General features: G+C 46.7%; 13 protein-coding genes. 3 read left to right on the forward strand and 10 right to left on the reverse strand.

The window, feature by feature from the left end:
* Positions 1–8: 8 nt before the first annotated feature.
* The 4 genes from O3620_RS03275 to O3620_RS03290 form a co-directional block, all read right to left on the reverse strand.
* Positions 9–1,427, reverse strand: a complete 1,419-nt coding sequence (locus O3620_RS03275; protein WP_371601433.1) for a C69 family dipeptidase — start codon at positions 1,425–1,427, stop codon at positions 9–11.
* A 78-nt stretch (positions 1,428–1,505) separates the two neighbouring features.
* Positions 1,506–3,839 carry an endonuclease MutS2 gene (locus O3620_RS03280; protein WP_002919702.1) on the reverse strand — a complete coding sequence of 778 codons (2,334 nt, stop codon included), beginning with the start codon at positions 3,837–3,839 and terminating at the stop codon, positions 1,506–1,508.
* A 54-nt stretch (positions 3,840–3,893) separates the two neighbouring features.
* Positions 3,894–4,445, reverse strand: coding sequence for a CvpA family protein (locus tag O3620_RS03285; protein WP_002901497.1), 552 nt, complete (start codon positions 4,443–4,445; stop codon positions 3,894–3,896).
* A gap of 10 nt (positions 4,446–4,455) precedes the next feature.
* On the reverse strand, positions 4,456–4,746 hold the full coding sequence (locus tag O3620_RS03290; protein ID WP_002919703.1) for a hypothetical protein: 291 nt from the start codon (positions 4,744–4,746) through the stop codon (positions 4,456–4,458).
* 188 nt (positions 4,747–4,934) lie between these two features.
* Between O3620_RS03290 and rnhC the strand changes: the two genes are divergently transcribed.
* The 3 genes from rnhC to O3620_RS03305 are packed head-to-tail and all read left to right on the forward strand — an operon-like array spanning position 4,935 to position 8,884.
* A complete protein-coding gene (gene rnhC / locus O3620_RS03295) occupies positions 4,935–5,825 on the forward strand; it encodes a ribonuclease HIII (RefSeq protein WP_002919704.1) in 891 nt (296 codons plus the stop codon).
* 3 nt (positions 5,826–5,828) lie between these two features.
* Positions 5,829–6,458, forward strand: a complete 630-nt coding sequence (gene lepB / locus O3620_RS03300) for a signal peptidase I (protein WP_002918164.1) — start codon at positions 5,829–5,831, stop codon at positions 6,456–6,458.
* 59 nt (positions 6,459–6,517) lie between these two features.
* On the forward strand, positions 6,518–8,884 hold the full coding sequence (locus tag O3620_RS03305) for an ATP-dependent RecD-like DNA helicase (RefSeq protein WP_002918165.1): 2,367 nt from the start codon (positions 6,518–6,520) through the stop codon (positions 8,882–8,884).
* A gap of 51 nt (positions 8,885–8,935) precedes the next feature.
* On the opposite strand, the gene O3620_RS03310 is transcribed toward O3620_RS03305, so the two are convergent.
* From O3620_RS03310 to dinB, 6 genes are all read right to left on the reverse strand, one after another.
* Complete coding sequence (locus O3620_RS03310) at positions 8,936–9,574, reverse strand: TetR/AcrR family transcriptional regulator (protein ID WP_002918167.1); 639 nt, start codon at positions 9,572–9,574, stop codon at positions 8,936–8,938.
* Positions 9,575–9,649: 75 nt separating this feature from the next.
* The gene (locus O3620_RS03315) at positions 9,650–10,396 is read right to left on the reverse strand and encodes a CPBP family intramembrane glutamic endopeptidase (RefSeq protein ID WP_032913008.1); all 747 of its coding nucleotides are present in this window, start codon (positions 10,394–10,396) and stop codon (positions 9,650–9,652) included.
* Between the two features lie 45 nt (positions 10,397–10,441).
* The gene (locus tag O3620_RS03320; RefSeq protein ID WP_002918169.1) at positions 10,442–11,236 is read right to left on the reverse strand and encodes a CPBP family intramembrane glutamic endopeptidase; all 795 of its coding nucleotides are present in this window, start codon (positions 11,234–11,236) and stop codon (positions 10,442–10,444) included.
* A 45-nt stretch (positions 11,237–11,281) separates the two neighbouring features.
* Entirely contained in the window at positions 11,282–12,076 is a 795-nt protein-coding gene (locus O3620_RS03325; protein ID WP_002918170.1) for a CPBP family intramembrane glutamic endopeptidase, read from the reverse strand.
* A gap of 318 nt (positions 12,077–12,394) precedes the next feature.
* Positions 12,395–12,709 (reverse strand): hypothetical protein, encoded by a 315-nt coding sequence (locus tag O3620_RS03330; RefSeq protein ID WP_002918171.1) that lies wholly within the window; start codon positions 12,707–12,709, stop codon positions 12,395–12,397.
* Positions 12,710–12,922: 213 nt separating this feature from the next.
* Entirely contained in the window at positions 12,923–13,987 is a 1,065-nt protein-coding gene (gene dinB, locus O3620_RS03335) for a DNA polymerase IV (protein WP_002918173.1), read from the reverse strand.
* Positions 13,988–14,205: the final 218 nt, after the last annotated feature.

The following is a 14,205-nucleotide window of genomic DNA, read 5'->3' on the forward strand; positions in this document are numbered from 1 at the left end:
GGTAGCCCTTAGTCGCTCAGTGAGAAATGGTTGGTCATGAGATTGCTGGCATCCAAGAGAACCTTCTCCAAGAGCTGGTCTGTCGCTTCTTGCACCTTGTCGCTCATGGCTTGATTTTCAGCTTCAAAGTCCACATCCTCGCCTTTGGCCAGAGCTCGGTCTACCCGACCAATCATTTCATGACCCCAGGCTATGGTCTTTTCCTGATAATCATCCAAGTCTCCGACATGACTGCTAAAATGAGCATCAGCCAACCCAGCAATGAGTCGATTAGCCCAGTAGAAAGAATCCGTCGAAACCTTGTCTGTCGTGTTGGCAAAGTAATCTGGCGTTGTCGAGACTTGAGTAAAGAAAGGAACTGCTGTATTGTAAGGCATGGAGCCGTAGGATAGCCACTGGATGCCCGTTGTTTCCTGCGGTTGATTAGGGCGCAGCTGCAAGATGGCTGTCTGGCTAGTCCGATTGATCCCAATAGTCCGGAAGGCCCGTCTGCTGTGGTGGTCCCCCTCTGCTCCGTAAGGATCATAAGGCGAATCCTGATAGTGACTGCTCAGGACATACTTGACATCTTCGATCGTGATCTTGCGGTAAGGCTTACGACACCAAGGAATGAAGAAACTTCTTGGATCTTGCTCCGCTTCTGGATTGAGAAAACGCTGGATATCCCAAGCTCGCGGCGTATTGTAATGACGATCCTTATCCTTCTGGCTGCCAAAAGCATAGCGGGGATTGAAACCCTCGTTCGAATAATTCAGATTGAGATGATTTTCCTCGATAAATTTTTTGAGATCTGGATGACAGAGGAAGTGCTCAGGATTATCAAATTCAAAATAATCGCTGCCCAGCTGATTGGGGTTGGTCACATAGGCATCGTCTGGTACGCGCCGCGCCATCCAATGGTGGCCGCCAATGGTTTCCAGCCACCAGATTTCATTGACATCTGAGATAGCAATCCCATTGGATTCATAAGTACCGTATTCTTCTAAGATTTTTCCTAGACGAAGAACCCCTTCACGAGCCGTTTTGATATAGGGAAGAACCAGCGTAAGGATATCTTCCTCGCTGATACCTGACTCTACCAAAGGGTCAGCCCCCAGCACACGGCTGTTGGTCGTAATCGTCTCCGTTGCGCTGACAGCAACATTATAACTGTTAATCCCAGCAGCTCCCCAAATCCCATCCTTGGGAACTGCATCTGGCACTGCCGTATAGCGGACTGGATTGTCCGGCAAATCTATCTCAAAGGATGTCAAAACTGACTGATAATGGCGAGGCTGGTCTTGTGGCTCCACTACGATAAATTTCTTGGGTGTAAAGACCCCATTTTGTGAATCCTCCGTACGAGCCACAATGGTTGAACCGTCGTAACTGGCCTTCTTGCCCACCAAAATAGTCGTGCAGGAATCTGATACGTGTTTAAATTTCATGGCTTCTTCCTCCAATCTATTTTACGCCTACATTATAGCACAAAAAATGGCTTAGTCAGCCATTTTTCTTTATTCTTCCTACTTAAATATCACAATCGTTGCACCGCTGCCGCCAGCATTTTGCGGGGCATAGCCGAAGGACTTGACGTGCTTGTTGCGGCGGAGGTATTTTGTCACCCCTTCACGGATGACCCCGGTCCCAATACCGTGGATAATGTCCACCTGAGCCATGTTATTGAGGAGGGCCTGATCGATAAAGGCATCGAGCTCTTCCATGGCCTCTTCATAGCGTTTGCCGCGCAGATCCAGTCTGGCTTTCGGTCCAGCAGTATTGGCCCGCTTGACCACATTGACCTGCTTGCGCTTAGGTTGCCGCTCCTTTTCAGCCTTGAGTAAGTTGAATTCCTGCTCTTCTAGAGTCATCTTGATAAGACCGACCTGGGCTTCCCAACGGCCGTCCTTGAGCTGCTTGACCAAGGTTCCCCGCTGACCATAGCTTGTGACTAGGATATCATCTCCCACCTTGGGTGCCCGATTTTTCTTGGCCTGCTTGAGCACCTTATTCTTTGATAAATCAACGGTTTCTGGTGCCAACTTTTTAAGCTGAGCCTTGGCTTCAATAATCTCATGCGGTTTAAGACTGGACTTATCATGGAGATTTTTGAGAATGCTCTCACTCTCTGACAAAGCCAAATCAACGATTTCCTGGGCTTCCAATCGCGCCTTATTGAGCTCAGTTTCCTTTTCTCGATTAAACTCATTGTAAAGTTTTTTGAGGGCTCGGTTAAATTTGAGATTTTCCTGCTCCACCTCACGGATATTATCCAAGCGCTTGCGGCTTTCTAGAGTTTGCTCCTCTAGGCGCTCAATGATTCGGTTGACATCACTGTCTGTGTCGGTCTGCTCTTGGGCATGGCTAACGATAACTTCTGCCAAGCCCAAACGCCGAGCGATTTCAAAGGCATTAGAGCGGCCAGGCACTCCCTGCATAAAGCGATAGGTTGGCCTTAAACTATCTGTATCAAATTCCATGCTGGCATTTTCCACCCAGTCCGTCTCAATCCCATAGGCTTTGAGTTCAGGATAGTGGGTCGTCGCCATTGTTTTAATCTGTCTCAGCCGCAAGTCTTCCAAGATAGCAATAGCCAGAGCTGCACCCTCCTGCGGGTCCGTCCCAGCTCCCAGCTCATCCAGCAGAACCAGACTCTCGCTATCAACTTGCTCTAAAATAGAGACGATATTGGTCATGTGACTGGAGAATGTCGACAGGCTCTGCTCAATGGACTGCTCATCACCAATGTCTGCAAAAATCTGACTGAAAATCCCGACGCGACTCCCCTTGTCTGCCAGAATCGGCAGACCTGACTGAGCCATGATCTGAGCCAAGCCCAAGGTCTTCAGCATGATGGTCTTACCACCCGTATTAGGCCCCGTAATGACAATCTCTGTCAAATCAGGCCTGAAATGCAGGTCATTAGCCACTGCATTTTCAATCAGGGGATGGCGGACACTGAGCAGTTGGATATCCTGCTCTTCCGACAGGTCTGGCACCACCGCTCCCGTCTCCTGCATGAAGCGGACCTTGGCACGCACCAGGTCCAGATGTCCGATAATCCAAGCATTGTTGGCAATTTCAGCTGCATGGGGACGGAAGAGGTCTGATAATTCCTGCAAAATCCGCTGAATTTCATAACGCTCGTCCGCCCGACTACTGGCAATTTCTTCGTTGAGATTGACAACTGCTCTAGGCTCGATATAGACGGTATTTCCGCTGGCTGAAATATCGTGAACCACACCAGAAATGCGGTTGCGGTAGGTATTTTTTACAGGCAGCACATTGCGGCCATTCCGGCTGGCCACTACCTGATCTGCCAGCATCTCTCCCTTGTTTTTGAGAATCTCCTGCAGAATTTCCCGCACTTGGTTTTCATTTTCTTGAATTTTTCGGCGGATACGGCTCAAACTTTCGCTGGCAAAGCTTTCGATAAAGCCGCCATCATTAACAGCCTGCAGACTTCCTTGCAGCTTAGGGAACACAGCCAGGTTCTCAAACAGACGGTCCAGCTTTTCCAAGTACACATTTTCCAAGTCCTCATAAAAGGACTTGAGCTCCTGAGTCACAGCCAAGACGCGCTTGAGGGCCAAAAACTCCTCAATATTCAAGTCGCTTTCCAGCTCCAAGCGCTTGGTCAAGGCAGTGATATCCTGAGTCGCAGCCAGACTAAAGTGCGGATGCTGCACAAAAATCTGCTGCATATCTGTCATTTCCAGAAAAGCTGAAGCTACCGTCTCCTTCTTACTGGTCGGCAAAAGCAGGCCCAGCTCCAGCTGCCCCTGCTCAGTCAAAAGATAGGGAGCAAACAGTTCTTTAATCTTGCTAAATTCTAAGGTTTCTAAAATTTTTGTGTTCATAATTTTCTTTTCTAGTAAAAAAGAACCCAGCTAGCAGGCCAACTGAGTCGTCTTTTATCCGATAACTTGATTCACCCAGAGATCTTTGAGGATATTGGATGTGATAGGTGTATACTTGACAATAAAGCGAATCATGAAGCTGCTGTTGAGCCGCTCCTGAACCATCTCCATCGGCACCGTCGCTAAAATAGTCAGGCACATTCCCAAAACAAAAATAGAGATGCAAACAGCGATGGCTCCGCTGGTCACATTGTACCATTTGGTGTCCAGCTTATTGGGGTAGGGAATCAGATTCGCAAAAATCCCGAAAAAGCGCCCAAGGATGTAGACAGCCGTAAAAATAATGAGATAGGCCAAACCAGCATAAAAAACCTGGTCCAAGTGAAAAAGTTGGGAGCTAGGGAAAAAATAGGTCGAAGAGCCCTGAGTCGCGCTGGCATAAGGCACCCAGAGGCTGATAAACTTAGCCAAGCTCTTATAAAAAGCTCCAGCCACCAGCATAGAAACCATGGTTGCAGCAGCATAATAGCCCTGCAGAACAATACCACGCGAGTAGCCAATATAAAAGCTCCAGGCTAATATTAGTAAAATAATAATAGAAAGCATTATTTCTCCTCTATTTACCCGACTTTTCTCTCAGCTCACTGAGCATTTTGTGACGAAAATCTTCTAGTTCTTTTTCCTTGTCATCAAACTCAATCTCGCGGCTGAGCTGGGTAGATAGGCTATTGACCGCCAGCAAAATCGCCAGGACTTCATCATCTGCTGCAGGCATTTGCTCTTTGATAGCCTTGTATTTTTCCTTTGCTACCCGTTCTACTTCTTCCATAAAGAGATTATCGTGTTCTGTTGTTAGAGTTAAGGTCTTGTTTCCAAATGTAAATTTATATCGATTCAAATTTGCCATAAAATCACCTCATTGTATTATATCAAAAAAGAAGCCCTTTGTCAGTTATAAAAACACTTGGAACTAGACAAGGACTCTCTTTTTCATCTTTTTTGACATTGCAAGCAGTGGTGCTTTCCTACAAAATTTTTGTAAGATTTTTAATCTTATGACTTTCGACTTTTCCTTTTTATGGTACAATAGGGGGTATGGAAAGTATCACCCTCAGTCCCAAACAGCAAGAAATTCAGGCTTTTGTTGAGAAATATCAGAGCCAGCTGGCTCCCAGCAAGAACCCACATATTCAATATTTCTTCCGGCTGGATCAGGCGACGGTCAGTGTATTTAGCTCCGGAAAAGTTCTCTTTCAAGGGGCAAAAGCTGCTCACTACGCTGGCTTTTTTGGCCATCAAGCAGGCAAATCCAGTTATAGTCCTGCTTCTCAGAATTTTGCCCTCATTGGGACGGATGAGGTCGGAAACGGCTCCTACTTTGGAGGTCTAGCCGTCGTAGCTTCTTTCGTCACTCCAGACCAGCACGACTTTCTGAGAAAACTGGGTGTCGGTGATTCTAAAACCTTGAACGATAGCAAGATTCGCCAACTAGCTCCTGTCTTGAAAGAAAAGATTGCTCATCAAGCTCTGCTCCTATCGCCAGAGAAGTACAATGAAGTCATCGCTTCTGGCTACAACGCCGTCTCTGTCAAGGTAGCCTTACATAATCAAGCTATTTACCTACTGCTGCAAAAAGGCATCAATCCCGAAAAAATCGTCATCGATGCCTTTACCAGCCAGCAAAACTACAATAAATACCTAAAGCAGGAAAAAAATCATTTCCCAAATCCGGTAAGTCTGATTGAAAAGGCTGAAGGAAAGTTCCTAGCTGTTGCAGTCAGCTCTATTATCGCTCGTGACCTCTTTCTGGAAAATCTAGAAAATCTCAGTCAAGAGTTAGGCTATACCCTGCCTAGCGGAGCCGGAAGCAAGAGCGACCAAGTTGCCAGCCAGATTCTTCAAACCTATGGAATGGCCGGTCTGCAGCATTCTGCTAAACTTCACTTTAAAAATACTGAAAAAGCACAAAAACTTCTAGAAAGGTAACCTATGAAAAAATCAAATACTGCCGTTGTCATTCTCAAAGAATGGGGGCTCTTTATCATCTTTATCTCTATCATTATCCTATCACGGCTCTATCTCTGGTCCCCTGTAAAGGTAGATGGCCACTCTATGGACCCTACGCTGGCCAATGGGGAATATCTACTTGTGCTTAAATATCAGTCAATTGACCGATTTGATATCGTTGTCGCCACTGAGACAGATAATGACGGAACGACCAAGGAGATTGTCAAGCGGGTTATCGGTATGCCGGGTGATACTATTCAGTATGAAAATGATACTCTTTACATCAACGGCAAAAAAACAGACGAGCCTTACCTGACAGACTACATCAAAAAATTTAAAGAAGACAAGCTCCAATCCACTTATACTGGGGATGATTATGATGACAATGGTGTGTTTTTCAGAAAACTCGCAGCTCAGGCTCAAGCCTTCACTGTTGATAGTGAAGGCAGCCCTGTCTTCAACATCAAGCTTCTGGATGATGAATACCTGCTTCTGGGTGACGACCGGATTGTTTCCAAGGATAGTCGCCAAGTCGGCACCTTCCAAAAAGAACAAATCCAGGGCGAAGCTAAGTTCCGCTTCTGGCCGCTGCTGCCTTTTAAGACCTATTAAGCATATCGAACTCAGTTGAACGTCAACTGGGTTCGTTTTAAAAGAAGAACCTATAAACTATGGAATTTTACTTTTCAGGAACGATTGAACGCATTATTTTTGAAAATCCCAGCAACTTTTTCCGCATCCTGCTCTTAGATATTGAGGATACGGATGCCGAGGATTTTGAAGATTTTGAAATCATTGTCACCGGATCTATGGCAGATGTCATGGAAGGCGAAGACTACAGCTTCTGGGGCAGTCTTGTCCAGCACCCAAAATATGGCCAGCAGCTGAAAATTTCCCGCTATGAGCGTGCCAAACCCAGCAGCAATGGCCTAGTAAAATACTTCTCCAGCGACCATTTCAAGGGCATCGGGGTCAAGACTGCTCAAAAAATCGTCCAACTCTACGGAGAAGATACCGAGGACACCATTGATAAGATTTTAGCAGAGCCGGAAAAGCTGACTCAAATAAACGGCTTGGCAGCTAAGAACCGCGAGGCCTTTGTCGCCAAGCTCAGACTTAACTACGGAACTGAGATGGTACTAGCCAAGCTGGCAGCCTACGGCATTCCCAACAAGCTGGCTTTTCAAATCCAGGATACCTACAAGGAAGAAACGCTGGATATTGTCGAAAAATTTCCCTATCAGCTGGTAGAGGATATTCAGGGAATCGGCTTTAAAATCGCTGACCACTTGGCAGAAGAACTGGGCATCCAAAGTGATGCCCCTGAGCGTTTTCGGGCTGGCCTTGTCCATACTTTGCTGACCCAGTCTATGGAGCGGGGAGATACTTATGTTGAAGCTCGTGATTTACTAGAGCATACCATCGAGCTCTTAGAAAGCTCACGCCAAGTGGAGCTGGACCCTAGTCTAGTCGCTGATGAGCTGGCCCATCTGATTGAGGAAGATAAGGTCCAAAATGTAGAGACCAAGATTTTTGAAAACAGCCTATTTTTTGCTGAACAAGGAATAAAAAGCAATCTGGTCCGTCTGCTGGAAAAAGGAGAGCAAGACTGCTTTGACGCAGATAAAATTACTGCGGCTATCCAGCAAGTGGAGGAGAACTCCGGCATCTCCTATGACAGTATCCAAAAAGAAGCCATCCGCCAGGCTATCAATCAGAAGGTCTTTATCCTAACCGGCGGACCGGGTACTGGAAAAACTACCGTTATCAACTGTATCATCGCAGTCTACGCCCAGCTTCGCGGTTTGGATCTGCGAAAGGTCAATGATCTGCCGATTCTGCTAGCGGCTCCCACTGGTCGTGCTGCTCGTCGCATGAACGAATTAACCGGTCTTCCTAGTGCCACTATCCACCGCCATTTGGGGATGACTGGCGATGATGATACCAGTCATTTGGATGATTATCTAGATGCTGATTTTATCATTGTGGATGAATTTTCCATGGTGGATACTTGGTTGGCTAATCAGCTGCTCAGCAATATCTCCTCTCAGACCAAACTCTTGATTGTCGGAGATGCAGACCAACTGCCCTCTGTCAGTCCCGGTCAGGTTCTGGCAGATTTGCTGCAGATACCGACTATTCCACAGACCAAGCTGGAAACCATCTATCGGCAGAGCGAAGAGTCTACAATCGTTACACTGGCTAGCCAGATTCAGAAGGGTATTTTACCAGCAGATTTTACAGACAAAAAAGCGGACCGCTCTTATTTTGAAGCTAGAAATGAGCATATCCCGCCTATGATTGAGAAAATCGCTAGCGCAGCCATTCGCAGCGGTATCCCAGCTCAAGATGTTCAGGTATTAGCACCTATGTATCGGGGGCCAGCCGGCATTGACCAGATTAACAATCTTATGCAAAATCTCATCAATCCTGTAGAGAAAGATGAATTGACCTTTGAAACTCCCGACTGTCAGTATCGCCAAGGAGATAGGGTTATCCACTTGGTCAATGATGCTGAAAGCAATGTCTTCAACGGTGACTTAGGCTACATCACCGACCTCTTGCCTGGCAAATACACCGACTCCAAGCAGGACGAGCTGACCATCAACTTTGACGGCAATGAAATCATCTACCCGCGCAGCGAATGGTACAAGATCCGCCTGGCCTACGCCATGAGCATCCACAAGTCTCAGGGCAGCGAGTTTCCCGTGGTCATCCTGCCTATCACCCGCAGCAGCCACCGCATGCTCCAGCGCAACCTCATCTACACAGCCATTACCCGGGCCAAGAGCAAGCTGATCCTGCTTGGGGAAAAAGTAGCCTTTGACTATGCCGTCAAAAACACCGGCACCGCCCGTAAAACCTATCTGGTCGAGCGTTTTGCTGACCTAGAAGCCCCACAGGAACTTATCCACACTCCTGTGGATAAAATGAAAACACCTGTGGAAAACTATGTCTTGACAGAAGAAAATTTCCTGAAAATCGACCCCCTAATCGGCCTGACCGAGGAAGATATCCACAGTATATTCAGCACATAAATAAAAAGGCTGGGACAGAATTAAATTTTTTAGTTCTGTCCCAGCCTTTTTTTATTCCTTATTTTTCTGGCTAAAGAGCTGCAGGAGCTCGTCAGTAAAGATATCCAGACCGACCGAGGTCATCATAAACTGCAGAAAATGGAAACGTTCTGGCAGTTTTTCGGGCTCACTTTCAAAAGCGGTCCCATGCATCCAGAAGTTCACCAGCAGCAGAAAAACTTCTGCAGCCTGGTCCGGATACTGGGTCTGAAGGGAGCCATCTGCCATCCCTTTTTTGATAATGTCACTGACCACAGGGGCGCCTATCCGCAGATTGTCCCGCATCATGGTCAAAATAAAGCCCGCGTCCTTCTCATACTCACCCACAATGCCGTCCGTAGCCCGGGCTGTCTGACTTTCCAGATTAGACTTGAGGATGGTCTGCAGCTGCTCCCTGCCAGTCAGATTTTCCGTAGCCTTGAGCCACTGCTTCATCTCTTCTTCCATCAGCTCCTGCCGGCTCCTCAACACCGCAAGGACAATCTCATCTTTTGACTTGAAATGATGGTAGATAGCCCCCTTGGAGATGCCCGCCGTCTGAGCAATATCCTGCATACTGGTCTTTTCGGACCCCTTTTGGATAAAGAGCTGGGTTGCTGTATTTAAAATTTTTTCTCTCATGGCCTGGGATTTGTCTTTTCGCTGCGCCATTCTGTTCCCCTTTGTTTCTAATATAGCTTTATTCTACCAAAAAAGCCGGAGAAATACAAAATCATAAAAATATCTTTAAGCCTTGTCTTGCTGATCCCTTTGATACCAAAGATAGATACTGTAAGCCGCCATCAAGATATAGCCTAGGAAAAAGAGCGGATTTTCCGTCCCCTTCCCCAGGAAAATGCCTTCACCAATGGTATTGATGGCCCCGTGGAAAAGAACACAGTAAAGGATGGACTGACTGACCTTGTAAAGAGCCGCCAGCCAGAAACGGGCGAGCAGGCAGGCGGCAGTAAAGACTAGAAAAGAAGTCCCTGCCTGACTGCTGCCGGGGGTAAAGAAGAGGGGCAGATGCCAGACAGCCCAAATCAGACCGGTTGTTACAGTCGCTATCGGAAAGGGCAGAAGTCTTTCCAGAGTCGGCTGCAGAAAACCTTGCCAGCCAATCTCTTCATTGCCGCCTGTCAGAAAAGTCGTCATGAGAAAAAGCAGAGCAATCCTGAGGGGGCTAAAACCAGGCAGGAGCGGGCTCCAAAAGACTATGGAAAGGGTATAAAGAATTGTCAAAATCAAGAGATGGACCCAAGTCCTTTTTCGGGCCGATCCGATAGAAGCCAAGAGCTCCTTGAACGATTTTCCTAAGACCAGTTTGGCTCCAATGGCCGGGCCAAAAACACCAGCGATGGTTAGGACCTGAGAAATAATAGGAATCCTCAGGAAAGCCGAAGCCAGCCAGGCAGACCAGCTGATACCAAAGGTCCAAGCTAAGAAAGGCCAAATATGCCTTGTCTCTGGCTCTACATGTGTTTGTGTTTTCATATGATTACTCCTTTTTCTTTGGCAGAAGAGCGATTGCCAAGATTTTTAGCCTGCATCTTTCTGAACTCCTTTCCGATTGCCCTTCCAGTACCACCAGCCGACCAGCAGAGCGGTCATGAGCAGATTAGCAGCCTGGAAGCTGAGATACCTTCCGCCATTTGTAGCGCTGCCGACAATCGTCGCCTGAGCAAAGTTAATGCAGCCGTGAAAGACCATGCAGGCAAAGACAGAGGCCGTCTGCTTGTAGAGAACCGCCAGACAGAAACTGAGCAGGATACAAAAGAAAATATAGAAGGGCAAAGAAACCTGACTTTGACTCGTTCCCGGAATCAGCCAGAGGGGCAGATGCCAGGCCACCCAGACCAGAGCCGTGATGACAGTTGCCAGAGGGAAGGAGAATTTTTTCTCCAGAGCCGGCTGCAGCACTCCCCGCCAGCCCAACTCTTCATTGCCGCCTCCAGCAAAGGTGATAAAGGTCCAGCCCAGAGGAAACATCAGAACGGCATTCAGAGGCGGCAGGGCTGGATTGGCGATAAAAAGGGTCAAAATCCGAATCAGACAGAAGGCCAGCATATAAATCCACCAGCCCTTAGCATGAGAAAAGATAAAGTCCAGCATCTTCTTAGGATGAGAAATTTTGAGGCTGATAAAAGTTCCCAAGGCCGGTCCGAAGCCACCGATGATAATGAGAGCATAGCCCAAAGGCTCAGCCCCGCTGGTCAGCTTCAGGGCGGCTAAAATATACAGAATCAACCAGGATCCCCAGCTAATGCCAAAAGTCCAGACCAGAAAGGGCAGGATATGCCTTGTCTCTGGCTCTACATGTGTTTGTGTGTTCATATGATTACTCCTTTTTCTTTGGCAGAAGAGCGATTGCCAAGATTTTTAGCCTGCATCTTTCTGAACTCCTTTCCGGTTGCCCTTCCAATACCACCAGCCGACCAGCAGAGCGGTCATGAGCAGATTAGCAGCCTGGAAGCTGAGATACCTTCCGCCATTTGTAGCACTGCCGACAATCGTCGCCTGAGCAAAGTTAATGCAGCCGTGAAAGACCATGCAGGCAAAGACAGAGGCCGTCTGCTTGTAGAGAACCGCCATACAGAAACAGAGCAAGATACCAAAGGAGAGATAGAAGAGCAAAGAAATCTGACTTTGACTCGTTCCCGGAATCAGCCAGAGGGGCAGATGCCAGGCCACCCAGACCAGAGCCGTGATGACAGTTGCCAGAGGGAAGCAGAATTTTTTCTCCAGAGCCGGCTGCAGGAGGCCCCGCCAGCCCAGCTCTTCGTTCCCGCCTCCAACAAAGGTGACAAAGGTCCAGCCCAGAGGAAACATCAGAATGGCATTCAGGGGCGGCAAGGCTGGATTAGCGATAAAAAGGGTCAAAACCCGAACCAGACAGAAGACCAGCATGTAAATCCACCAGCCCTTAGCATGGGAGAAGATAAAGTCCAGCATCTTCTTGGGATGAGAAATTTTGAGGCTGATAAAAGTTCCCAAGGTCGGTCCGAAGCCCCCGATGAAATTGAGAGCAAGGCCCAAAGGCTCAGCCCCGCTGGTCAGCTTCAGGGCGGTTAAAATATACTGAAGCAGCCAGGCTCCCCAGGTAATGCCAAAAGTCCAGGCCAGAAAGGGCAGGATATGCCTTGTCTCTGGCTCTACATGTGTTTGTTTGTTCATACGATAACTCCTTATCAAATGTAGAATAGTGAAAAGTCATCCGAAAACTGGACAAAGGCATCCTTTACTCTCAGTCTTTCAGATGATTGCCTGTTTTGAAACGCAGATTTTTAAAATCCGACCATTCGGTTTGTTTTGTTATAAAAAATAAAGACCTGCGCCAAATAGAAAACGTAGTCTTTTAGTCCTTGCCTAAAATAAAAAGCAAATATGGACTAATTGGTGCTAAAAGATACGTCAGCATCGTCTAGATACTACCTGCTGCTTTTAGTTTCTAAGTTGTCCTGACTCTGATGCTTAAGACAGGCCATTTCTCTGCTACTTGCTCCTTTCTTGATTTTGCAATCGCCGGATATGCCAGAGATTGGAGGCAAGGCTCAGACCCCCTACTGCCATAATACCCAGTCCTCGCCAAGGGCTAAAGACAGAAGTCAGCAAGCCACCAGCAAGGACAGCATATCCAGCTTTGACTCCCCACTTAGAATAGCGTATGCCATTCTCACCCTGTGACATCTTTTTCAGCTTTTCTGCATGCTGCTGCAAAAACTCTTTCTGACCTTCCAGCTGCCGATCCATCTCCTGATTCAACTTGAGGATGTGCTCGCTTGTTTTTTCTACTACAGATTTCTTCATTTCTGCTCCTTTCTTTTCAAAAAACCGACTAGACGGTTTTTTATTTTATAGACCTAGTATAACAGACACAGAAAACTTTGTCCAGTATTTTTTCAAAAAAGATTATTTTTAGTCAATGAAAATCATCAGACAACTTAGAAACTCGTCACAAGCAACTCTCTCATACTAAAAGCTATATCTAAAAAAGCCCGGTAACGAACCAAGCCTTTATCTTTATTCAAACCCCGTCATTGTCAGTCCTAGCAGACGGATACCTCGTGGTTGCTCTTCCAAGCTATCGTATATCTCATGCGCAGTTCGCTCGATTTGCTCCTTGTCTCGAGTGGCAAGATTCAAACTTTTCCTTTTAGTCAAGGTGGAGAAATCGGCATAGCGGATTTTCAGAACGATGGTTCGTCCTTTCTTATCATGCTTAGTCAAGCTATTTTCTACCTTCTGTGCCAACAGGGTCAGCTCTTTCTTGATATCCTCCTCACTATAGAGCAGTTTGGCATAGGTTCGCTCCTTCCCGATTGACTTACGGATGCGATTGGACTTGACTGGACTATTACTGATGCCACGCGCTTTACGGTAGAGATCAAAACCAAAGCGACCAAACTTATCAATCAAGGTCATTTCCGGTATCTTGAGCAGATCTGCACCAGTATAAACTCCCATTTCATGCAGTTTTTCAACGCTTTTCTTGCCTACCCCATGAAACTTAGCAATATCCATAGGCGCCAGAAAGGCCTCAGCTTCCTCAGGTAGAATAACAGTCAGACCATGAGGCTTCTCATAGTCGCTGGCAATCTTGGCCAGAAACTTATTATAAGAAACGCCTGCCGAAGCTGTCAGATGGAGTTCATTCCAGATATCGTGCTGAATCAGCTTGGCTATTTTGACTGCGGATTTAATCCCAAGCTTGTTTTCCGTTACATCCAGATAAGCCTCGTCGATGCTCATTGGCTCAATCAAGTCCGTATAGCGTTTGAAAATTTCTCGGATCTGCAAGCCGACCGCCTGATATTTTTCGTAATTCCCCGAGATAAAAATCCCCTGCGGGCAGCGCTCATAGGCTTCCTTGGAGCTCATAGCCGAATGAACTCCGAACTTTCTGGCCTCATAATTGCAGGTGGAGACGACACCACGACCTCCAGTCAAGCGTGGGTCGCTGCCGATGATGACCGGATGCCCCTTTAACTTAGGATTATCCCGCTCTTCCACCGAAGCGAAAAAAGCATCCATATCAATGTGGATAATCTTCCGAGATGTATCGTTAATCAGTGGAAAAATCAGCATGCCTCCTCCTTTCTCCTGCCATAAATTTCAGCTTATGAGCTTTCACAAAGTCGGCCCTTTTTGCTCAAATAAATCTGAAACAGTTTTTTTATTCTTGTAAAAAGTATTTTAAAAGTAAGATTCTTCGTCAGTAATTTTTGTATGACATTTTAATTACTTTTATTATAACTTTTTTACCCATTTTTCCAAAATATTTGAAAAGAGTTATGTTTTTCAAA

Source organism: Streptococcus sp. 27098_8_134, assembly GCF_041431675.1.
Lineage (GTDB): Bacteria > Bacillota > Bacilli > Lactobacillales > Streptococcaceae > Streptococcus > Streptococcus sanguinis_R.